Below are 21,712 nucleotides of genomic sequence, written 5' to 3'. Positions count from 1 at the left end.
AACGCGGACCCGTACACATTTCCCGTTGTCCGCCGACGGAGTGAACGGGAGAAACCCGGCCGGACCCACGGAGTTGACCAGTGAGCTCCGGTGGACGGGGTTTCCTCAGAAAGGACTGGCCAGTGATCAAGAAGGTAGTTGCCTACGCGGCGATCGCCGCCTCCGTCATGGGTGCCTCCGCTGCCGCGGCCCCGCAGGCGATGGCGATCGGCGACGACAGCGGGCCCGTCTCGGCCAACGGGAACGGCGCCTCGCAGTACTTCGGCAACTCGATGACCACGGGCAACATGAGCCCGCAGATGGCGCTCATCCAGGGCTCGTTCAACAAGCCGTGCATCGCGGTCAGCGACATCCCGGTCAGTGTCATCGGTCTCGTGCCGATCCAGGACCTCAACGTCCTGGGCGACGACATGAACCAGCAGTGCGCCGAGAACTCGACGCAGGCCAAGCGCGACGGTGCGCTGGCCCACCTCCTGGAGGACGTCTCGATCCTGTCCTCCAACGGCGAGGGCTGACGGCGAGGGCCGGCATCGCCCCGGGCGGGCCGCCGAGCACATCGGCGGCCCGCCCTTCCGCATGCCCGGGGACGCCGGGACGCCGGGATGCCGGGACGCGCGTCAGCGGCCCGGCGTGGCGTACAGCGCTTCGATGTCGTCCGCGTACGCCGCGACGGCCGCGTGCCGCTTCACCTTCAGGGACGGGGTGAGCAGGCCGTTCTCCTCGGTGAACTCGCCCTCGACCAGCCGGAAGGCGCGGATCGACTCGGCCCGGGAGACGGCCGCGTTGGCGTGGTCCACGGCCTTCTGGACGTCCGCCCGCATCCTTTCGTCCCGTACGACCTCGGACATCGGCGTCTGCGCGGGCAGCCCGCGCACCGCCAGCCAGTGGGCGACGGCGTCCGGGTCCAGGGTGATCAGGGCGGCGACGAAGGGCCGGTTGTCGCCGACGACCAGGCACTGGGCGACGGGTGGGCGGCTGCGCAGGCGGTCCTCCAGGACGGCCGGGGAGACGTTCTTGCCGCCGGAGGTGACCAGGAGGTCCTTCTTGCGGCCGGTGATGGTGAGGTAGCCGTCGGCGTCGAGGGAGCCGAGGTCGCCGGTGGCGAACCAGCCGTCGGTGAGGGCCGCGTCGGTGGCCTCGGGGTTGCCCCGGTAGGCGCCGAAGACGATGCCGCCCTTGACGAGCACCTCGCCGTCGTCCGCGAGGCGCACGGCGGTGCCGGGGACCGGCGGGCCGACGGTGCCGGGGCGGGGGCCCAGCGGCGGGACGATGGTGGCGGCCGCGGTGGTCTCGGTCAGGCCGTAGCCCTCGTAGATCATGATTCCGGCGGCGTAGAAGAACAGGTTGAGTTCGCTCTCCAGCGGGGAGCCGCCGCTGATGGCGTAGCGCATCCGGCCGCCCAGTTCCCTGCGCACCCGGCGGTAGACCAGCAGGTCGTACAGCGCCCAGCCGGCCCACAGGCCGGGGGTGGGGCCCTTGCCGCGGCCGAGGAAGCGGTCCAGGTGGGCGGCGCCGAAGCGGACGGCGAGGCGGTGGGCGCGTTCGAAGGAGGCGCCGCGGCCGATCCTCTCGGCGGTCGCCCGGCCGGTGTCGTGGATCTTCTCGAACAGGTACGGGACGCCGACCAGGAAGGTCGGGCGGAACGACTTGAGCGCGGGGCGCAGTTCGTCCGGTCTGATGCTCGGGAAGTGGCCGATCTCGATGCGGGCCAGCAGGCAGGAGATCTGGATGGTGCGGCCCAGGATGTGGGCGAGGGGGAGGAAGAGGAGGGTCGAGGCCCTCTGGCCGGTGACCTCCTTGAAGATCGGGTGCAGCAGCTCGACGGTGTTGGCGGCCTCGGCGTGCAGATTGGCGTGGGTGAGGACGCAGCCCTTGGGGCGGCCGGTGGTGCCGGAGGTGTAGCAGACGGTGGCGACCGTGTCCGGGGTGAGGGCGGTGCGGCGCTTGGTGACCTCTTCGTCGCTCACCCCCCGGCCGAGGGCGGTGAGGTCGGCGAGCGCGCCGGCGTCGAGTTCCCAGAGGCGCGGGCGCTCGGGGTGGCCGGCGGTACCGGCCCGGACGGTGGCGGTGTTGGCGGCGGTCTCGGTGACGGCGTACCGGGCGCCGGAGTCGCGGACGATCCACTCGACCTGGTCGGCCGAGGAGGTGGCGTACACCGGGACGGTCTGGCCGCCGGCCGCCCAGATCGCGAAGTCCAGGACCGTCCACTCGTAGCGGGTGCGGGACATGACGGCGACCCGGCCGCCCGGTTCCAGGCCGGCGGCGATCAGCCCCTTGGCCACGGCGGTGACCTCGCGGGCGAACGTCTCGGCGGTGACGGGCCGCCAGGCGCCGTCCACCTCGCGGCGCAGGACGACGGCGCCGGGGGCCTCGGCGGCGTTGGTGAACGGGATGTCGGCGGTGCTGCCCGTGGCGGGGCGGGACGCGAGGGCGGCAGTGCGGGCCTCGCGGACGGTGCCGTCCGCGTCCCTGACGGTCTCGGTCCTGGTGCGGGACGCCAGGTTGCCGCTCTCTCTCGCCCGTTTCAGGTCCCTGCGTACGCCCATGACGGCTCCCGGTCGCGGTCGGACTGCTGCGCTGTCGCGTGTGCTCGGCTGCGAACTCACCTACGAACTTACTTGGGAGTAAACTTACTCACGCGTAAGGAAACGTCAATGGGCACACCCACCCCGCGGGTCAGGCCAGCCGGTCGGCGTCCTCGATCGCCTCGGCCAGTTCGCGCAGATCCTCGTTCTCCGTGCGGTCCGCCAGGCCGTCGGCCCGCTCGGAGAGTTCGGACAGGCCCGGTGCGCCCGGCAGGGAACCGCCGTCGCCGCCCGGGGACCGGAGCGCGTCGGCGAAGTAGGCCGCGGTCGCCGTGACCCGCAGCCCGCGGTCCGACTCCCAGACGGAGTCGTCGAGGGCGTCGCTCTCCACGTCGCCGGACTCCTCGTGCGGGGTGCGGCTGTCGGGGTCGAGCCAGCGGACGGTGGCCGTGGCGAGGTGGCCGTCGGCGCCGGGCCTGGTGCGGACGGCGTAGAGCGCGGTGACCGTGTGGCCGGGGCCGACCTCGCCGCCGTCGACGCGGTCGTCGCGGAAGTCCTCGTCGGCGACCTGGCGGTTGTCGTAGCCGACCAGGCGGAACTCGGCGACGGTCTCCGGGTCGAAGGCCACCTGGGCCTTGGCGTCGCGCGCGGTCAGCTCGATGTGGCGCGGGAGCTGCTCGCTGAAGACCTCACGGGCGTCCTCGCTGGTGGAGACGTACGTGGTGTGGCCGTCGCCCTTGTCGGCGAGGCGTTCCATCAGGGCGTCGCCGTAGTCGCTGCCGACGCCGACGCCGAAGAGGGTGATGCCGTGTTCGCGGCGCTCGGCGGCGATGCGTTCGAGGATGGTGTCCGCGTCGGTGTCGCCGGTGTTGGCGAGGGCGTCGGAAACGAGGACGACGCGGTTGGTGACACCCTCGCGGCGGCCCTCGACGGCGGTCTCGTAGCCGGTCTCCATGCCCGCGCCGAGGTTGGTGGAGTCGGTCGGCTCCAGGCCGTCGATCGCGTCGTGCACGCGGCCGCGGTGGTCGCCGAGCCGGGTCATGGGCAGGACGGTCTCGGCCTCGTCGCTGAAGGTGACGATCGCCACCGAGTCGTCGTCGCGCAGCCGGTCGGTCATGGTGCCGAGGGCCTCCTGGGCGAGGTCGAGGCGGCCGGGTTCGCCCATGGAGCCGGAGACGTCGATGACGAAGGTCAGGGCGGCCGGCGGGCGTTCGCTCTGCCGCTCGGCGGGGCGGGTGGCGAGGCCGACGCGGACCAGCGACCAGTCCTCGTCGTCGGTGCGGGCACCGTCCACGGTCACCGAGAAGCCGTCGCCGTCCGGGCGCTCGTAGTCCTGGCGGAAGCTGTTGACGAACTCCTCGGGGCGGACCGTGGAAGGGTCGGGCAGCCGGCCCTCGGACAGGGTGCGGCGGGCGTAGCCGTAGGAGGCGGTGTCGACGTCGAGGGCGAAGGTGGAGAGGTAGTCGGGGTCGGGCGCGATCTCGCGGGAGTCGCCGTTCTTCTCCCCCTCGCCGGCGCTCGTGCCGCCGTCGTAGCGCTGCTCGCCCTCGCCGCGCGGGCGGTCGGGTACGGGCATCGGGCCCGAGCCGCCCCGCGAGTCGGCCGCGGTGTCCTTCGCCCCGTTCGACGCGTCGTCCGTCCCCCCGCAGCCGGTGAGCAGCAGCCCGCCCGCCAGGGTGAGCGCGAGCAGCGCGGTCGCGCCGCGCCGCCCCCGCTTCCCGTCGGTCCCGTACCGGTTCATCGTCCGTCCCCCTGTGCTTGTTCGGCGCCGGTGTACGTGACTGTGACGGGGCGGCGGGGCGAAACGTGCGGCTCGGGGTGTTACGGCTGTGTCTCGAAGCGGGCACGGGGCGGGCTCCCGAGACCGGTGGGTGCTCCTCCGTTGACCTACGACTGACCTACGACTGACCTACGACACGATGTCCTTGCGGGCGAAACCGCGGAAGGCCAGGGCGAACAGCACCAGCGCGTACGTGACCGAGACCGCCGTACCCTGGATCATGCCCGACCACTCGGGGTTCGGCTGGACGGCGTCCGCCCAGGCGAACTGCCAGTGCGCGGGCAGGAAGTCGCGCCAGTGGCCGAGCGCGGTCACCGCGTCCAGGACGTTGCCGACGATGGTGAGACCGACGGCGCCGCCGACCGCGCCGAGCGGGGCGTCGGTCCGGGTGGACAGCCAGAACGCGAGCGCGGCGGTGACCAGTTGGGACACGAAGATGTACGCGACGACCACCACCAGGCGCTGGGCGGCCGTGCCCGGGGCGAGCGAACCGCCGGTGGGGATGGCCAGCGGCCCCCAGCCGTAGGCGACCGTGCCCACGGCCAGCGCCACCAGCGGCAGCAGCACCATCGCGGCCAGGCTCAGCCCGAGCCCGACGGCCAGCTTGGACGCGAGCAGCCGGGCGCGCGGCACCGGCGCGGCGAGCAGGTAGCGCAGGGAGGACCAGCTCGCCTCGGAGGCCACGGTGTCCCCGCAGAACAGGGCGACCGGGACGACCAGCAGGAAGCCCGCCGACACGAAGAGGTTGACGGCGGCGAAGTTGGCGCCGGAGGCGGTGGCGGTGTCCATCAGGGTGATGCGGTCGCCCGGGCCCTCCGGCTCGCCGCCGATCGCGAAGGCGACGACGAGCACGAACGGCAGCACGGCGAGGATCGCGCCCATGACCAGGGTGCGGCGCCGCTTGAGCTGGCGCACCAGCTCCACCCGCAGGGGCAGCGTGCGGCCCGCCCGGTAGCCGTACGCGGAGTCGGACGCCGGCGCCGGTTCGGGCGCGGGTCCGGTCGTGGCCGGCTTGGTGGGCGTGCTCATGCGGAACCTCCGATCAGGGTGAGGAAGGCGTCCTCCAGGCGGCGGTGCGGGCCGACCGACGCCACCGGGATCTCCAGCCGGACCAGTTCGGCGACCAGGACGGGCGCGGTGCCGCCGGGGTCGAGGCGGACCAGGAGCCCGTCGTCGGTGTGCACGACCGAGGCGACGCCGGGCAGGGCGGCGACCTTGTCCACCAGCGGCTCGTCCACGGGCAGGCCGGTGCCGACGAGGAGGGTGTCGCCGGAGCCGATGATCTCGGCGACCGGGCCGGCCTGGACCAGCCGGCCCCGGTCCATGACCACGAGGTGGGTGCAGGACTGCTCGACCTCGGCCAGCAGGTGGCTGGAGACGATCACGGTGCGGCCGGCCGCCGCGTAGCGGATCATCACCTCGCGCATCTCGCGGATCTGCGGCGGGTCCAGGCCGTTGGTCGGCTCGTCGAGGATGAGCAGGTCGGGCAGGCCGAGCATGGCCTGGGCGATGGCGAGCCGCTGGCGCATGCCCTGGGAGTAGGTGCGCACCGCGCGGGCGAGCGCGTCGCCGAGCCCGGCGATCTCCAGGGCCTCGTCGAGGTGGGCGTCCTCGGGCGGGCGGCCGGTCGCCCGCCAGTACAGCTCCAGGTTCTCCCGGCCGGACAGGTGCGGCAGGAAGCCCGCGCCCTCGACGAAGGCGCCGACCCGGGACAGCACCGGGGCGCCGGGCCGGATGGCGTGGCCGAAGACCCGGATCTCGCCGTCGTCCGGCTTGATCAGGCCCATCAGCATCCGCAGAGTGGTCGTCTTGCCCGCGCCGTTGGGCCCGAGCAGGCCGAGCACCTGCCCCTTCTCCACGCGGAAGGACAGCTCCCGCACCGCGTACCGCTCGGCGGACCCGGCGTAGCGCTTGCCGAGGCCGGTGATCTGCAGGGGCACGTCGGCCAGCGCCGGGTCGGGGGCGGGCGCGGCGGTACGGCGGCGGCCCGTCCACAGCAGGACCAGGGCCACGGCGGCACCGGCCAGGGGCAGCCACCACACCCAGGCGGGCAGCGGGGCGGCGGCGGTCGTGACGCCGGGGGCGGTGGGCACCTTCAGGTCACCGTCGAGGGAGACGGTGTACGTCGCCGGGGCGGCCGGGGAGGCGTAGCCGAGGTCGGTGGAGGCGAGGACCAGGCGCAGGCGGTGGCCCTTCTCCACCTCGTGGTCGATCGCCGGGAGGGTGAGCGTGACGTCCTTGCCCGCCTTGGCGTCCTCGACGCGCACGGGGGTCACCAACTGCGAGGGCAGTACGGGTGCGGTGCCGCCGGGGCCGACGTCGTACACCTTGGCGAACAGGACGGCGTCCTCGGTGGTGGAGCGGACGTGGACGGTGGCCGTCGGCGAGCCGGTGATCCGCAGGTCGTCGCCGACCGGGGCGGACTCGAACGCGGCGTACTGGCCGGGGAAGTCCAGGGAGACGCCGACGCCGAGCGAGGAGAGCTGGGAGAGACCTCCGGCGCCGCCGATGCCGGGCAGGGCGGAGACGGCGGGCGGGTTGGCCCCGGCCGGGTTGTCGACGCGCTGCTCCCGGCCGCGCAGGGGCACGGAGCGCTGTCCGTTCGTCAGGCCCGGGTACTGGTCGGCGCTCGCGCCGCGCAACTGGGCCTGTCCGTCGGTGGAGTCGACGCCTCCGGTGCGGGTGACGCGGAAGGCGGGACCGGTGTCGGCGGCCTTGTCGTCCTTCAGGTAACGGTCGAACCAGTCGTCGATGCGGGCCTGGACGCGGTCGGTCTCCAGGTCGCCGCCGTCGTGGCCGCCCGCGATCCAGTCGACGTCCACGGGGGCGCCGTTCGCCCGGATCGCCTTCGCCGCGGCGTCGGCCTGGCCGAGCGGGAAGAGGGAGTCGGTCTGGCCCTGCACGAGCAGGGTGGGCACCTTGATCCGCTCGCCCACCGCCTGCGGGCTGCGCTCCTTGAGGAGCTTCACCGCCTCGGCGTCGGGCGTGCCGGACTCGGCGACCCGCTGGTACATGCGGCACAGGTCCGCCTCGAACCGGTCGCAGCCGCCGCCGGAGTTGACGAAGATGCCGGCCCACAGCTTCTTGAAGACGCCGTTCGGGAACAGGGCGTCCGCCAGGTTCCAGTACGTGATGGCGGGGGCGACGGCGTCCACCCGGGTGTCGTGCCCGGCGGCGAGCAGCGCGACGGCGCCGCCGTAGGAGCCGCCCGCGATGCCCACGCGGGGGTCGCCGTCCTTGTCCAGCTCGACCTGGGGCTGCTCCGCGAGCCAGTCGATCAGCCGGGACACGTCGGCGACCTCACCGTCCGGCGCGTTCAGCCCGATCTTCCCGGTGGACCGGCCGAAGCCGCGCGCCGACCAGGTGAGGACCGCGTACCCGTCCCGGGCGAGGTCCTCGGCCTGCTCCCGTACGTCGTCCTTGCTGCCGCCGAAGCCGTGCGCGAGCAGGACGGCCGGGCGGCGGCCGCCGGAGCCCGCCGTGAAGTACGAGGTGTCCAGGCGCACGCCGTCGCCCACCGCCACGACCCGGTCGGCACGGCGCACCGGGGCCGGGTCGTCACCGGCGACGGCCGTCCACGTCCCGGCGCCGGCGAGCACGACGACGGCGGCCGCGGCGGAGAGCATCCGCCGCGGCCCCCGTAGCAGCCCTCGCACGCGGGGCAGTCGAAGATCCATGGGTCAACGGTACGGTCCGCCGCCGACAACGGGGGCCGCCCCGGGGCTGAACCGGCGGCCCTCCCACGGAAGTACGGGGCCGCTCCCGCGTACCACGGGCGCGGTAGGCCGGGCGGAGCCCGGCGGGCCGGTCAGAGTCCGGCGGACTGCCGGGCACCCGGGCTGCCGGGCTGCCGGGCTGCCGGGCTGCCGGGCTGCCGGGCTGCCGTCACGGCCCTGCGGGCCGTCCCGGCCGGTGAGCGGTCCCGGCCGGTGAGCCGTCACGCCCAGCGGGCGGTCCCGGCCCGGCGGCGTCGTGGTCCGACGGTCGGCGGTCGGCGGCCAGCGGCCAGCGGCCGGGGGTCGGCGGCCAGCGACCGGGGGTCGGCGGCCAGCGGACCATCACGCCCGCGGACGGTCGCGCCCCGCGGGCCGTCACGCCCCGGCGGGCTCGTGGACGTCCTGCGGGACGGTGACCAGCCAGCGGGTGGCGCGGCGCGGGCGCAGGTACAGGGCCCAGTACAGGGTGGCGACGGCGGCGATGGAGCCGGTCAGCAGCAGGTGGCTCGCCTCCTGCTGGGTCAGGACGTAGGCGAGGACCGCGATCAGCAGGACCGGCACCACCGGCCACAGGGGCATGCGCCACGCGTGCGCGTGCCGGTGTGCGCCGCGCCGGGACAGCAGGGCGGCGACCGCGACCAGCAGGTACATCGCGGTCACCGAGACGCCGGTGACGCCGTACAGGGTGTCGAGGTTGACGTAGCACAGCGCCGCGCCCGGCACGCCGACGGCGAGGGTGGCGACCCACGGGGAGCCGAACCGGCCGAGCCTGGCGAGGAGTCCGTTGACCGGGGCGGGCCAGGCCTTGTCACGGGCGGAGGCGAACAGCACGCGCGAGTTCTGGATGACCATGACGATGCCCGCGTTGACGATGGCGAGCGCCACGCACAGGCTCACGAAGGTGCCGACCGCGGAGTTGGACCAGGCGGTGACCATGGCGCCGATGTCGCCGCCGGTCAGTTCGGCCAGGTCGGCGGCGCCGAGGGTGATGGCGGCGACCGGGACCAGGATGATCACCGTGGAGATGGCGAGGGTGGCCAGCACCGTGCGGGCCACGTTGCGGCGCGGGTTCTCCAACTCCTCGGAGAGGTAGACGGCGGTGGAGAAGCCCTGCGTGATGAAGAGGGCGATGGCGAGCCCGGAGACGACCAGCATGGCCGTCACGGGGTCCGCGCCGCCGCCCGTGCCGCCCACCTCCATCGACACCAGGCTGCCGGGTCCGCGCTCGGCGTGGGCGAAGCCCAGCACCGCGACGACGGCCGCGGCGATGACCTCCAGGACCAGGAAGACGCCGGTGATCCAGGCGTTGGCACGCAGGTCGAGCAGCCCGGCGAGGGTGGCGAGCAGCATGACACCGGCGCCCGCCAGGGACGGGTCGAGGTGCAGGACCGGTTCGAGGTAGTCGGCCGTGCCCATCGCGATCACCGGGGGCACGATCATGACGACCAGCAGGGACAGCACGAAGACCAGCCAGCCCGCCAGGCGCCCGGCCATGGTCGACACCATGGCGTACTCGCCGCCCGCGCTGGGGACCAGGGTGCCCAGCTCCGAGTAGCAGAACGCCACGGCGACACAGAGCAGGGAGCCGATGGCGATGGTCAGGGCGGTGGCGGTACCGAGCGAGCCGAAGAGGTCGGGGACGACCACGAACAGCGTGGAGGCGGGGGTCACGCACGACAGCGTCAGCAGAGTGCCGCCGACGACCCCGATGGAGCGCTTGAGCGTCCGGGAATGAGGAGGCGCCGTGACGGCGTCCGAGGGCGCGGCGGCGGTCTCTGCGGGGCGGAGCGTGTCGGTCATGGAGCGGTTCCGATCGACTCGTGCGGCGTGGGTCGCGAGGGAGCGCTATCGCCTCCGGAGGCTGGGTCGTACGTCGTTCTGGTCCGCTCCCGACGCCAGATGGAATCCCGACGAAAACCGCCGCGTCAATGGGTGTTTACCTACGGAAACCGTTGATCAAGGCCGTCCGTACATCCGGAAACAGCAACATGACCCTTGACGCAACGGGAGTTTGAGCCGTGCGGGAACCGTAGGGGACGGGCCAAAAAAACGTGCCGTCGTTTGGTATCCGGACGCTGTCGGTGGGGGCCGGTAGAGTCCTTCGCACAGTTGAATCACAGGATCTCAGCAACGGGTGGGGACTCATGAAGCTGAAGTACGGGGCGGCCTGGGTGGGGCTCACGGCGGCCGCGATGGTCGCGGCGACCGCGTGCGGCTCGGACGACGCGAAGACGGAGACGACGGCGACGGAGACGGCGGCGACGGCGACGGAGACGGCGGCGACGGAGACCACGGCGACGGGGACGGGCGACCAGGCCGGGGAGAAGGGGACCGCGGTCATGTCGGCCCTCACCCGGGCCACCGACCGGACCGAGGAGCTGGGCTCCGCCGAGGTCAGGACGACGACCGAGCTGTCGGCGACCGGCGGCGAGCCGATCTCGATGGACGGCACGTACTCCTGGGGGGACGGCGCGGCCATGGACGTCGAGATGGACACCGCCGCCGCGCAGATGAGCGCCCTCCAGGACGACCCGACGACGCGGGTCATCATGGTCGACGGCGCCTATTACTACGACGTCGATCCCCAGCCGAGCGGCCCGATCGCGGGCAAGGAGTGGATGCGCGTCGACGTCGCCGCCGTGACGGGCGAGGCGGGCGCCGACAACATGGCGGCCAACGCCGACCCGACGGCGACGCTGCGCTACATGACGGCCTCCACGGAGGTGGAGGACCTCGGCGAGGAGACCGTCCTCGGCAAGAAGACCACCCACTACCGGGGCAGCGTCGGCGCGGAGCACATCGAGAAGTCCAAGCTCACCGAGGCCGAGAAGAAGGCCGCCGTCGCCGCCCTGGAGGCGAACGGCGGCGAGCTGACCTGCGACATCTGGGTCGACGGCAAGGACCTGCCGGTGCGGATCTCGCAGACCGGCGCCGGGATGACCGTGAACATGGACTTCGTGAAGTTCGGTGCCACCGAGAAGATCACGGCTCCGCCCGCCGCCCAGACCGGCGACCTCACCGAGCAGGTCAGGAAGCAGCGGGACGCGGCCATAGGCCAGTGACCCGCCGGTGACGCGCCGACGCCCCCGGCCCGCCGTACCGTTCGGCGGGCCGGGAGCGTCTGCACGGCCTTGGTCGTTGCGCGACCCAAGTGACGGCGCGGCCTCAGTGGTTGCGCGGGAAGCCCAGGTCCACGCCCGCCGGGGCGTCGGCCGGGTCGGGCCAGCGGGTGGTGACGACCTTGCCGCGGGTGTAGAAGTGCGTGCCGTCGTTGCCGTAGATGTGGTGGTCGCCGAAGAGCGAGTCCTTCCAGCCGCCGAAGGAGTGGTAGCCGACAGGGACCGGGATCGGGACGTTCACGCCGACCATGCCGGCCTCGATCTCCAGCTGGAAGCGGCGGGCCGCGCCGCCGTCCCGGGTGAAGATCGCGGTGCCGTTGCCGAACGGCGAGGCGTTGATGAGGGCCACCCCCTCCTCGTACGTGTCGGCGCGCAGCACGCACAGGACGGGGCCGAAGATCTCGTCCTGGTACGCCTTGGCGGTGGTCGGCACCCGGTCGAGCAGCGAGAGGCCGATCCAGTGCCCGTCCTCGTGGCCGTCGACCGTGTAGCCGGTGCCGTCCAGGACGACCTCGCAGCCCTCGGCCGCCGCGCCCTCGACGTAGGAGGCGACCTTGTCGCGGTGCGCCTTGGTGATCAGCGGGCCCATCTCGGAGGACGGGTCGGTGCCGGGGCCGATCTTGATCTTCTCGGCGCGCTCGCGGATCTTCTGCACCAGTTCGTCGCCGACGGCACCGACCGCGACAACCGCGGAGATCGCCATGCAGCGCTCGCCGGCCGAGCCGTAGGCCGCGCTGACCGCCGCGTCGGCCGCCGCGTCGAGGTCGGCGTCAGGCAGCACCAGCATGTGGTTCTTGGCGCCGCCGAGGGCCTGCACGCGCTTGCCGTGGGCGGAGGCGGTGGTGTGGATGTAGCGGGCGATCGGGGTCGACCCGACGAAGGAGACCGCCTTGACGTCCGGGTGCTCCAGGAGGCGGTCCACGGCCACCTTGTCGCCGTGCACGACGTTGAAGACGCCGTCCGGCAGACCCGCCTCGGAGAGCAGCTCGGCGACCTTCACGGCGGCCGACGGGTCCTTCTCGCTCGGCTTGAGCACGAAGGTGTTGCCGCAGGCGATGGCGATCGGGAACATCCACAGCGGCACCATCGCCGGGAAGTTGAACGGCGTGATGCCCGCGACCACACCGAGCGGCTGCCGGATCGAGGACACGTCCACGCGGGTGGCGACCTGCGTCGACAGCTCGCCCTTGAGCTGCACGTTGATGCCGCAGGCCAGGTCCACGATCTCCAGGCCGCGCGCCACCTCGCCGAGCGCGTCGGAGTGCACCTTGCCGTGCTCGGCGGTGATCAGCTCGGCGATCTCGTCGCGGTGCGCGTCCAGCAGCGCCCGGAAGCGGAAGAGGATCGAGGTCCGCTGCGCCAGCGAGGACTGACCCCAGGTCAGGTACGCCTCCTTGGCGGCGGCGACCGCGGCGTCCACCTCGTCGACGGAGGCGAAGGCGACCTTGGTGGTGACCTCGCCGGTCGCCGGGTCCGTCACCGGCCCGTACGTGCCCGAGGCGCCTTCGGCGGTCTTGCCGCCGATCCAGTGGTTGACGATGTTCGTCATGACCGAGAACTCCTTCACAGATGGCGGCGACGGGTCGAGACGTGCCGTGGGTGCAGCTGACGCAATTCGTGCTCGTGCAGCAGACGCTGTTCGCGCTGCTCACGGGCCGGGACCGGGGACGGTCGGGTCGCGGCCTCGGCCATGACTCCATCCCAGCAGCCGGGCGCCGCGGGCGCGCCCGACACTGTGTCTGCGGTTTGGGTGTCCGCGTAGACACGTGGGGCAGTGTGGGCGGCCCGCGCCGGGGCGCGACGCGGGAACCTCCGGCGCGGAGCCGGTACGAGCGGGGAGTTGGCGCTCGTGCCTCGCTCCTGCCAGGGCGAGGCCGCCTTCCCGCGCCGGAGGCGTTCGGTGGGGGAACCGGCGCCCCGGCCGTGTGCCGTCGGGTCGTGCGCCATCGCGTTCCCTCCTTGCCCGCACCCTTGCGTCACCCCGGTTTCTAGCCCCGCGCGTGCGGCCTGTCAATGTTTTGTCCGGACATTCGGACGACGTAGTCCGAGTGGCGGCCGAGTGGCGGCCGAGGCGCGGCCGAGGGTCGTACGGCGGAACACCTCCGTCCGCCGCAGTCAACGCGCCGCGCCTGAACGACGGCGTACGCCTGTGTGGCACTCGTGTCACAAAAGCGCCCTCCGCGTCACACATGTCACGCGCACGCGGGTCTTCCGTCACACCCGGGAACGGGCCCTGACCGTCCGTCACCCCGCGTCGTTCACCCGGAACAGGCTTGGTGATCGCCAGCGCAGCGCCCGGCTCCCCCCGGCGGCCGTCCCCGGTCGCCGCCGCGGCGCGCGCAGGGAGGTGCGACTAGTGACCGACCGAAGGCTCTGGTCCTACAAGGACATCGCGGCCCACATCAAGGTCCAGCCGGACACCGTTCGGTCGTACCGCAAGCACGGGCTGCTGCCCCCGCCCGACCACGTGGAGGGCGGAAAGCCGTACTGGTACGCGGAGACGGTCCGGGCCTGGGTGGCGTCCCGCCCCCGCAACCGCAACCGGTAGCGGCGGGACCGCGCGAAAACCGTTCTGTGCCCCACCGCCGGGTGGGGCACAGTGCCGTGCATGGACTTCTCCGAGAAACCCGTGCTCACCGGCGACAAGACCGTCCTTCGGCCGTTCACCGCCGAGGACGCCGACGTGATGTGGGAGATCGTCAACGACCCGGAGGTGGTCCGCTTCACTTTCGAACCCACCACCGAACTCACCCTCGACAGACTGCGCTCCTGGTACGGCGTGCGCACCGCCGATCCCGACCGCCTCGACCTCGCCGTCACCGACCGCGCCACCGGCGAACTCGTCGGCGAGGTCGTCCTGTACGAGTGGGACCCCGCGGCCCGCGGCTGCACCTTCCGGACCCTCGTGGGGCCCCGGGGACGCGGCCGCGGGCTGGGCAGCGAGGCTACGCGGCTCATCGTCGGGCACGCCTTCGAACGGGTCGGCCTGCACCGGGTCCAGCTGGAGGTCTACGCCGACAACCCGCGGGCCCGGCGGGTGTACGAGAAGGCCGGCTTCGTGGTGGAGGGGGTGCGCCGGGAGGCCGCCCTGCGGGGCGGCGTATGGGTGGACGACGTACTGATGGCGGTTCTCGACCACGAGTGGGAGGCGCGGACGCGCACGGACGCGCACGGACGCGACGCAGGTGACGGGTGAGCCTCGCCTTCATACCCCCTAGGGGTAAGGTGGGGGTGAGTGGTCCGGGACCGGGCCACGGGTACCCGCCCTGTGCACACCCCCGACGAGGAGTAACGACATGACCGCCCAGACCGACACCACCCAGGACTCCGTCACCACCGTCTACAAGGTGAGCGGGATGAGCTGCGGCCACTGCGAGGGCGCCGTCTCCGGCGAGATCTCCGAGATCGCGGGCGTCGCCTCCGTGCAGGCCGTCGCCTCCACCGGCGAGGTCACCGTCGTCTCCGGGGCACCCCTGGACGACGCCGCCGTACGCGCCGCCGTGGACGAGGCGGGCTTCGAGCTCGTCGGCCGGGTCTGAGCCCGGCGCACCCACCCCGTTCTGGAGTCCGGACCATGACCAGCACCACCGCGGACACGCGCACCTCCACGACGGCCACCGGGCCCGATCCCGGTCTCGCCGAGGTCGAGCTGCTCATCGGCGGGATGACCTGCGCCTCCTGCGCGGCCCGCGTCGAGAAGAAGCTCAACCGCATGGACGGTGTCACCGCCACGGTGAACTACGCGACGGAGAAGGCACGGGTGAGCCACCCGGCGACCACCCCGGTCGCCGACCTGATCGCCACCGTCGTGAAGACCGGGTACACGGCCGAGGAGCCCGCGCCGCCACCGGAGCCCGCCGACGAGGCCGACGCCGGGGAGCGCGGCACCGGGGGCGGGGACGGCGACGGCGACGGCGACCCGGAGCTGTCGGCCCTGCGTCAGCGCCTGCTGGTCTGCGTCCTCCTCGCCGCCCCCGTCGTGCTGCTCGCGATGGTCCCGGCGCTCCAGTTCGACAACTGGCAGTGGCTCTCGCTCACCCTGGCCGCGCCCGTCGTGGTCTGGGGCGGGCTGCCCTTCCACCGCGCCGCCTGGACGGGCGTGCGGCACGGCGCGGCCACCATGGACACGCTGGTCTCGCTCGGCACGCTGGCGGCGTTCGGCTGGTCCCTGTGGGCGCTGTTCTTCGGGGACGCGGGCATGCCGGGCATGCGGCACGGCTTCGACCTCACCGTCTCCCGCACCGACGGCGCCTCCGCGATCTATCTGGAGGCCGCCGCCGGGGTCACTGCCTTCCTGCTCCTGGGCCGCTGGCTGGAGGCCCGCTCCAAGCGCCGCGCGGGGGCCGCGCTGCGGGCGCTCATGGAGCTGGGCGCCAAGGACGTGGCCGTACTGCGCGAGGGCCGCGAGGTGCGGATACCGGTGTCCCGGCTGGCCGTGGGCGACCGGTTCGTCGTACGCCCCGGCGAGAAGATCGCCACCGACGGCACGGTGGCCGAGGGCGCCTCGGCCGTGGACGCCTCGCTGCTGACCGGCGAGTCCGTGCCGGTGGACGTCACCGTCGGCGACACCGTCACCGGCGCCACGGTCAACGCGGGGGGCCGGCTGGTGGTGGAGGCGACCCGGGTGGGCGCGGACACGCAGCTGGCGCGGATGGCGAAGCTGGTGGAGGACGCGCAGAGCGGCAAGGCCGAGGTGCAGCGGCTCGCCGACCGGATCTCGGGGATCTTCGTCCCCGTCGTGCTGCTGATCGCGTTCGCCACCTTCGGCGGCTGGCTCGGTGCCACCGGTGACACGGTCGCCGCGTTCACCGCGGCCGTCGCCGTCCTGATCATCGCCTGCCCGTGCGCGCTGGGTCTGGCCACCCCGACGGCGCTGCTGGTCGGCACCGGTCGCGGCGCCCAGCTCGGCATCCTCATCAAGGGCCCGGAGGTGCTGGAGTCCACGCGGCGCGTCGACACGGTCGTCCTGGACAAGACCGGCACCGTCACCACCGGCCGCATGACCCTGCACGAGGTGTACGCCGCCGAGGGCACCGACGAGGAGGAGCTGCTGCGGCTCGCGGGCGCCGTCGAGCACGCCTCCGAGCACCCGGTGGCCCGCGCGATCGCCGCCGGCGCCGAGATGGGGGTCCCCCCGCTCGAGCGAAGCCGAGAGTGGGGGAGGCTCGGCACGCTGCCGGGCGCCGAGGACTTCGAGAACGTCCCCGGGTGCGGCGTACGCGCGCGCGTGGAGGGCCGCGAGGTGACCGTGGGTCGCCTCCACGACGCCCTGCCGCCCGAGGTGTCCCGGGCCAGGGACGAGGCCGAGCAGCGGGGCCGTACGGCCGTCGTCGTCGGCTGGGACGGTGCGGCGCGCGGAGTCCTCGCCGTGGCCGACGCGGTCAGGGAGACCAGCGCCGAGGCGGTGGCCGGACTGCGCCGGCTGGGGCTGACCCCGGTCCTGCTGACCGGCGACAACCGCCGGGTGGCCGAGTCGGTCGCGGCGGCCGTCGGCATCGACGAGGTGATCGCCGAGGTGCTGCCCGAGGACAAGGTCGCGGTGGTGGAGCGGCTGCGGGCCGAGGGCCGTACGGTCGCCATGGTCGGCGACGGCGTCAACGACGCGGCCGCCCTCGCCGCCGCCGATCTGGGCCTGGCGATGGGTACGGGTACGGACGCGGCGATCGAGGCGGGCGACCTGACGCTGGTGCGCGGGGACCTCAGGGTGGCGGCGGACGCGATCCGGCTCTCCCGGCGCACCCTGGCCACGATCAAGGGCAATCTCGTGTGGGCCTTCGGCTACAACGTGGCCGCGCTGCCGCTGGCCGCCGCCGGGCTGCTGAACCCGATGATCGCGGGGGCGGCGATGGCCTTCTCCTCGGTCTTCGTGGTCACCAACAGCCTCCGGCTGCGCGCGTTCCGATAGCCCCGCACCGGTCCACGCACCGCCCGCCGACCGGGCCCGCCGCACCTTTGCTCACATGCTGCGCGCGCCGGCCGTGAAGGGCCGAGGTGAGCAGCCGGGGCCCGGTCAGGTCGTAGGTGCGGCCGGTGTGCCCGCCTTCGGCCAGGACGGTGGCGGCGATCTCGGCGATGTCCGCGCTGTGGCGGGGGCGGACGAGCCGCGACGAGTGGTCCGCATTTCATGCAGGTCGAGGGGCTGCGCCTCTGGAGTCCGGCACGCACCTCACATAAGCTCTTCACAAGGCTCGCGCATCTTCCTTACGCTTGAGGCCCGTGCGTCGTACGGGGCTCTTGCGCACCTAACGGACATATGCAAGAGACGCAGATCACAGTGATGCGAACGTAACCATCGAAGGGGTTCGAAGGTCTAAGTTGGCGATGTCAGGCAGCGTCTTGGGGGGCGCCACCTGGCATCTGGGGATGTCTTGGGGGACTTTCCCAGAGCTGCGTTGCCGGGACACGTACACCGGGAAGCTTTGAGCGGCCCTCCCGGGCGTGCGCTGTCCCGGCAGACCGCGCGGCAGGCACCACCAGCAGGACCAGCACGACACAGCGAATTCAGGCGCTGTCCTCACAGACGCCCGGCCGGATCCCGTGGGGGGAATCCGCACCGGGACATGGGAAGGCGCCCTGGATCGTCGGCCCGTGGGGGGACCGGCGCCAGGGCGCCTTCTGCTGTCCGGACACGAAGGCCCCGGCACGGATGTCCCCGCACGGAAAAGTCCCGTACCACTCGGGGCGGTACGGGACTCACCAGACGCGCTGCGGGGGTGCCGTGCGGCTCAGCGCTCCTCGACGGGGATGAAGTCGCGCTCGACGACGCCCGTGTAGATCTGGCGCGGGCGGCCGATGCGGGAACCCGGCTCCTTGATCATCTCGTGCCACTGGGCGATCCAGCCCGGCAGCCGGCCGAGGGCGAACAGGACCGTGAACATCTCGGTCGGGAAGCCCATGGCCCGGTAGATCAGACCGGTGTAGAAGTCGACGTTCGGGTAGAGGCTGCGCGAGACGAAGTAGTCGTCGGAGAGCGCGTGCTCCTCCAGCTTCAGGGCGATGTCCAGCAGCTCGTCGGACTTGCCGAGCGCGGAGAGCACGTCGTGCGCGGCGGCCTTGATGATCTTGGCGCGCGGGTCGAAGTTCTTGTAGACCCGGTGGCCGAAGCCCATCAGGCGGACGCCGTCCTCCTTGTTCTTCACCTTGCGGATGAAGGAGTCGACGTCGCCGCCCGCGTCGCGGATGCCTTCCAGCATCTCCAGCACCGACTGGTTGGCGCCGCCGTGCAGCGGGCCCCACAGGGCGTTGATGCCGGCGGAGATCGAGGCGAACATGTTCGCCTGCGAGGAGCCGACCAGGCGGACCGTGGAGGTCGAGCAGTTCTGCTCGTGGTCCGCGTGCAGGATCAGCAGCTTGTCGAGGGCCGCGACGACCGTCGGGTCCAGCTCGTACTCCTGCGCCGGGACCGAGAAGGTCATGCGCAGGAAGTTCTCGACGTAGCCGAGGTTGTTGGCCGGGTAGACGAACGGGTGGCCGATCGACTTCTTGTACGCGTACGCCGCGATCGTCGGAAGCTTCGCGAGCAGCCGGATCGTGGAGAGGTTGCGCTGACGCTCGTCGAACGGGTTGTGGCTGTCCTGGTAGAAGGTGGACAGCGCCGAGACCACCGACGACAGCATGGCCATCGGGTGGGCGTCGCGCGGGAAGCCCTTGTAGAAGTTCTTGACGTCCTCGTGCAGCAGAGTGTGCTGCGTGATCTCGCCCTTGAACGCGGACAGCTCGTCGACCGTCGGCAGCTCGCCGTTGATCAGCAGGTAGGCCACCTCCACGAAGGAGGAGCGCTCGGCCAGCTGCTCGATCGGGTAGCCGCGGTACCGGAGGATGCCGGCTTCGCCGTCCAGATAGGTGATGGCGGATTTGTAGGCGGCGGTGTTGCCGTAACCGCTGTCCAGCGTCACCAGACCGGTCTGGGCGCGGAGCTTCCCGATGTCGAAGCCCTTGTCACCGACGGTGCTGTCGATCACCGGGTAGGTGTACTCGCCGTCGCCGAACCGCAGTACTACCGAGTTGTTGGTGTGCTCGCTCACGTCTTCCCTCACCGACGTAGTGCCTCATCTTCGAGGTGCCCTGACTGTCTCTACCATCCCCCACTTGGCTCAGGAGAGTGCACTCGGGGTCGACCATCGGGCCTATTGGCGGCACTCAGTGCCGCCAACTTGCTCATCCTGCCCCCTCCGGGGCCCATCCGGAAGTGCTGTGTGACCTTTCCGACTCGTTTGATCGATCATTTATTTCACACGGTCCGGGAGGTTTACCGGAAGGTTTCAGGTCCGGGGCCCCGCCAACCGGAAGTCGAGCGCCGTACACCGCCTCCCGGCCGACACCGTCCGCACCGCCTGCCCGATCGCCTTGCGCGACCCGACGAGGACGACCAGCCGTTTCGCCCGGGTGACCGCCGTGTACAGCAGGTTCCGCTGGAGCATCATCCAGGCCCCGGTCGTCACGGGGATCACCACGGCCGGATACTCGCTTCCCTGGGACCGGTGAATGGTGACCGCGTAGGCGTGGGCCAGTTCGTCGAGTTCGTCGAAGTCGTACGGCACCTCCTCGTCCTCGTCCGTCAGCACGGTGAGGCGCTGGTCGACCGGGTCGAGCGAGGTGACGACGCCCACGGTGCCGTTGAAGACGCCGTTCTCGCCCTTCTCGTAATTGTTGCGGATCTGGGTGACCTTGTCGCCGACCCGGAAGACCCGGCCGCCGAACCGCTTCTCCGGCACGTCCGGGCGCCCCGGGGTGACGGCCTGCTGGAGCAGCCCGTTCAGCGTCCCGGCCCCGGCGGGTCCCCGGTGCATGGGCGCCAGCACCTGCACGTCCCGGCGCGGGTCGAGCCCGAACTTCGCGGGGATGCGCCGCGCGGCGACGTCGACGGTGAGCCGCCCCGCCTCCTCGGTGTCGTCCTCGACGAAGAGGAAGAAGTCCTTCATGCCGTCGGTGACGGGGTGCTGCCCGGCGTTGATCCGGTGCGCGTTGGTGACGACACCCGACTGCTGGGCCTGCCGGAAGACGCGCGTGAGCCGGACGGCGGGCACCGGGCTGCCGGGCGCCAGCAGGTCCCGGAGCACTTCCCCGGCCCCGACGCTGGGCAGCTGGTCGACGTCCCCGACGAGCAGCAGATGGGCCCCCGGCGGTACGGCCTTGGCGAGCTTGTTGGCGAGGAGCAGGTCCAGCATCGACGCCTCGTCCACCACCACCAGGTCGGCGTCGAGCGGCCGCTCCCGGTCGTACGCCGCGTCGCCGCCGGGCTTCAGCTCCAGCAGCCGGTGCACGGTGGACGCCTCGGCGCCGGTCAGCTCGGCGAGCCGCTTGGCGGCCCGCCCGGTGGGCGCGGCCAGCACGACCTTCGCCTTCTTGGCCCGCGCCAGCTCCACGATGGACCGCACGGTGAAGGACTTGCCGCAGCCGGGCCCGCCGGTGAGCACCGCGACCTTCTCGCTGAGCGCGAGCTTGACGGCCTCCTCCTGCTCGGGCGCGAGATCGGCGCCCGTGCGCCGCTTCAGCCACCCGAGCGCCTTGTCCCAGGCCACGTCCTGGAAGCCGGGCATCCGGTCGTCGTCGGTGTGGAGGAGACGCCGCAACTGCCCGGCGAGGGCCTGCTCGGCCCGGTGGAAGGGCACGAGATAGACGGCGGTGATCGGCTCACCCCCCTCCGGATGCGGCACCTTCTCCCGCACGACCCCGGGGTCCTCGTCCGGCTCCTCCGGCTCGGCGGCCAGCTCGCCCAGGCACTCGATGACGAGCCCGGTGTCCACCTGGAGCAGCTTCACCGCGTCGGCGATCAGCTTCTCCTCGGGGAGGTAGCAGTGCCCCTGGTCGGTGGCCTGGGACAGCGCGTACTGCAGCCCGGCCTTGACCCGCTCCGGGCTGTCGTGCGGGATCCCGACGGACTGGGCGATCTTGTCGGCGGTGAGGAAGCCGATGCCCCACACGTCGGCGGCGAGCCGGTAGGGCTGGTTCTTCACGACGGAGATGGAGGCGTCCCCGTACTTCTTGTAGATCCGCACCGCGATGGAGGTGGACACCTCGACGGTCTGAAGGAAGAGCATGACCTCCTTGATCGCCTTCTGCTCCTCCCAGGCGTCGGCGATCTTCTTGGTCCGCTTGGGCCCGAGGCCGGGCACCTCGATGAGCCGCTTGGGCTCCTCCTCGATGATGGTGAGCGTGTCCAGCCCGAAGTGCTGCGTGATCCGGTCGGCGAAGATCGGCCCGATCCCCTTGACCAGCCCGGACCCCAGATAACGCCGGATGCCCTGCACGGTGGCGGGCAGCAGCGTCGTGTAGTTCTCCACGTGGAACTGCTTGCCGTACTGGGGGTGCGACCCCCAGCGCCCCTCCATCCGCAGCGACTCCCCCACCTGCGCACCGAGCAGCGCGCCGACGACGGTCAGCAGGTCGCCGGCGCCTCTGCCGGTGTCGACGCGGGCGACGGTGTAGCCGTTCTCCTCGTTGGCGTACGTGACGCGCTCCAGGACGCCTTCGAGGGTGGCGAGCCGCCGCTCGCCGGTGGCCGCGGGGGGCTGGTTGGGCATGATCCGACGGTACCGGTGGGGACTGACAGGGGGTGCGTCCCGGGCCGCG

General features: G+C 72.3%; 14 protein-coding genes. 6 read left to right on the top strand and 8 right to left on the bottom strand.

Features of this window, described 5'->3' with window-relative positions; translation table 11 throughout:
* The first annotated feature begins 122 nt into the window (after nt 1–122).
* Nucleotides 123–515 carry a rodlin RdlB gene (gene rdlB, locus ACFV9J_RS04800; RefSeq protein ID WP_164271876.1) on the top strand — a complete coding sequence of 131 codons (393 nt, stop codon included), beginning with the start codon at nt 123–125 and terminating at the stop codon, nt 513–515.
* A gap of 102 nt (nt 516–617) precedes the next feature.
* On the opposite strand, the gene ACFV9J_RS04795 is transcribed toward rdlB, so the two are convergent.
* The 5 genes from ACFV9J_RS04795 to ACFV9J_RS04775 all read right to left on the bottom strand — a co-directional run bounded on the left by ACFV9J_RS04795 (nt 618) and on the right by ACFV9J_RS04775 (nt 9,821).
* Entirely contained in the window at nt 618–2,546 is a 1,929-nt protein-coding gene (locus tag ACFV9J_RS04795; RefSeq protein WP_385349836.1) for an AMP-dependent synthetase/ligase, read from the bottom strand.
* A gap of 130 nt (nt 2,547–2,676) precedes the next feature.
* A complete protein-coding gene (locus ACFV9J_RS04790; RefSeq protein WP_385349833.1) occupies nt 2,677–4,266 on the bottom strand; it encodes a von Willebrand factor type A domain-containing protein in 1,590 nt (529 codons plus the stop codon).
* Between the two features lie 168 nt (nt 4,267–4,434).
* Nucleotides 4,435–5,334: an ABC transporter permease gene (locus ACFV9J_RS04785; RefSeq protein ID WP_385349830.1), complete on the bottom strand. Its 900-nt coding sequence runs from the start codon at nt 5,332–5,334 to the stop codon at nt 4,435–4,437.
* Nucleotides 5,331–7,982 carry a CocE/NonD family hydrolase gene (locus tag ACFV9J_RS04780; protein WP_385349828.1) on the bottom strand — a complete coding sequence of 884 codons (2,652 nt, stop codon included), beginning with the start codon at nt 7,980–7,982 and terminating at the stop codon, nt 5,331–5,333. The genes ACFV9J_RS04785 and ACFV9J_RS04780 overlap by 4 nt, the downstream gene beginning before the upstream one ends.
* A gap of 414 nt (nt 7,983–8,396) precedes the next feature.
* Nucleotides 8,397–9,821, bottom strand: coding sequence for an APC family permease (locus ACFV9J_RS04775; protein WP_385349825.1), 1,425 nt, complete (start codon nt 9,819–9,821; stop codon nt 8,397–8,399).
* A gap of 344 nt (nt 9,822–10,165) precedes the next feature.
* Between ACFV9J_RS04775 and ACFV9J_RS04770 the strand changes: the two genes are divergently transcribed.
* Nucleotides 10,166–11,083, top strand: coding sequence for a hypothetical protein (locus ACFV9J_RS04770; RefSeq protein WP_385349822.1), 918 nt, complete (start codon nt 10,166–10,168; stop codon nt 11,081–11,083).
* 103 nt (nt 11,084–11,186) lie between these two features.
* On the opposite strand, the gene mmsA is transcribed toward ACFV9J_RS04770, so the two are convergent.
* Nucleotides 11,187–12,689 carry a CoA-acylating methylmalonate-semialdehyde dehydrogenase gene (gene mmsA / locus ACFV9J_RS04765; RefSeq protein WP_385349819.1) on the bottom strand — a complete coding sequence of 501 codons (1,503 nt, stop codon included), beginning with the start codon at nt 12,687–12,689 and terminating at the stop codon, nt 11,187–11,189.
* A gap of 807 nt (nt 12,690–13,496) precedes the next feature.
* On the opposite strand from mmsA, the gene ACFV9J_RS04760 reads away from it, so the two are divergent.
* From ACFV9J_RS04760 to ACFV9J_RS04745, 4 genes are all read left to right on the top strand, one after another.
* A complete protein-coding gene (locus ACFV9J_RS04760; RefSeq protein WP_016326277.1) occupies nt 13,497–13,688 on the top strand; it encodes an AlpA family transcriptional regulator in 192 nt (63 codons plus the stop codon).
* A gap of 60 nt (nt 13,689–13,748) precedes the next feature.
* A complete protein-coding gene (locus ACFV9J_RS04755) occupies nt 13,749–14,336 on the top strand; it encodes a GNAT family N-acetyltransferase (RefSeq protein WP_385349816.1) in 588 nt (195 codons plus the stop codon).
* A gap of 100 nt (nt 14,337–14,436) precedes the next feature.
* A complete protein-coding gene (locus ACFV9J_RS04750; protein WP_016326279.1) occupies nt 14,437–14,679 on the top strand; it encodes a heavy-metal-associated domain-containing protein in 243 nt (80 codons plus the stop codon).
* 35 nt (nt 14,680–14,714) lie between these two features.
* Entirely contained in the window at nt 14,715–17,045 is a 2,331-nt protein-coding gene (locus ACFV9J_RS04745) for a heavy metal translocating P-type ATPase (RefSeq protein WP_385349812.1), read from the top strand.
* A gap of 820 nt (nt 17,046–17,865) precedes the next feature.
* On the opposite strand, the gene ACFV9J_RS04740 is transcribed toward ACFV9J_RS04745, so the two are convergent.
* Nucleotides 17,866–19,164 (bottom strand): citrate synthase, encoded by a 1,299-nt coding sequence (locus ACFV9J_RS04740; protein ID WP_385349809.1) that lies wholly within the window; start codon nt 19,162–19,164, stop codon nt 17,866–17,868.
* A gap of 237 nt (nt 19,165–19,401) precedes the next feature.
* Nucleotides 19,402–21,663, bottom strand: a complete 2,262-nt coding sequence (locus ACFV9J_RS04735; protein WP_385349806.1) for an ATP-dependent RecD-like DNA helicase — start codon at nt 21,661–21,663, stop codon at nt 19,402–19,404.
* Nucleotides 21,664–21,712 lie beyond the last annotated feature (49 nt).

The sequence above is a fragment of the Streptomyces sp. NPDC059906 genome (genome assembly GCF_042730645.1).
Taxonomy (GTDB): Bacteria; Actinomycetota; Actinomycetes; order Streptomycetales; family Streptomycetaceae; genus Streptomyces; species Streptomyces rubrogriseus.
This window is presented reverse-complemented; position numbering and strand designations above follow the sequence as displayed.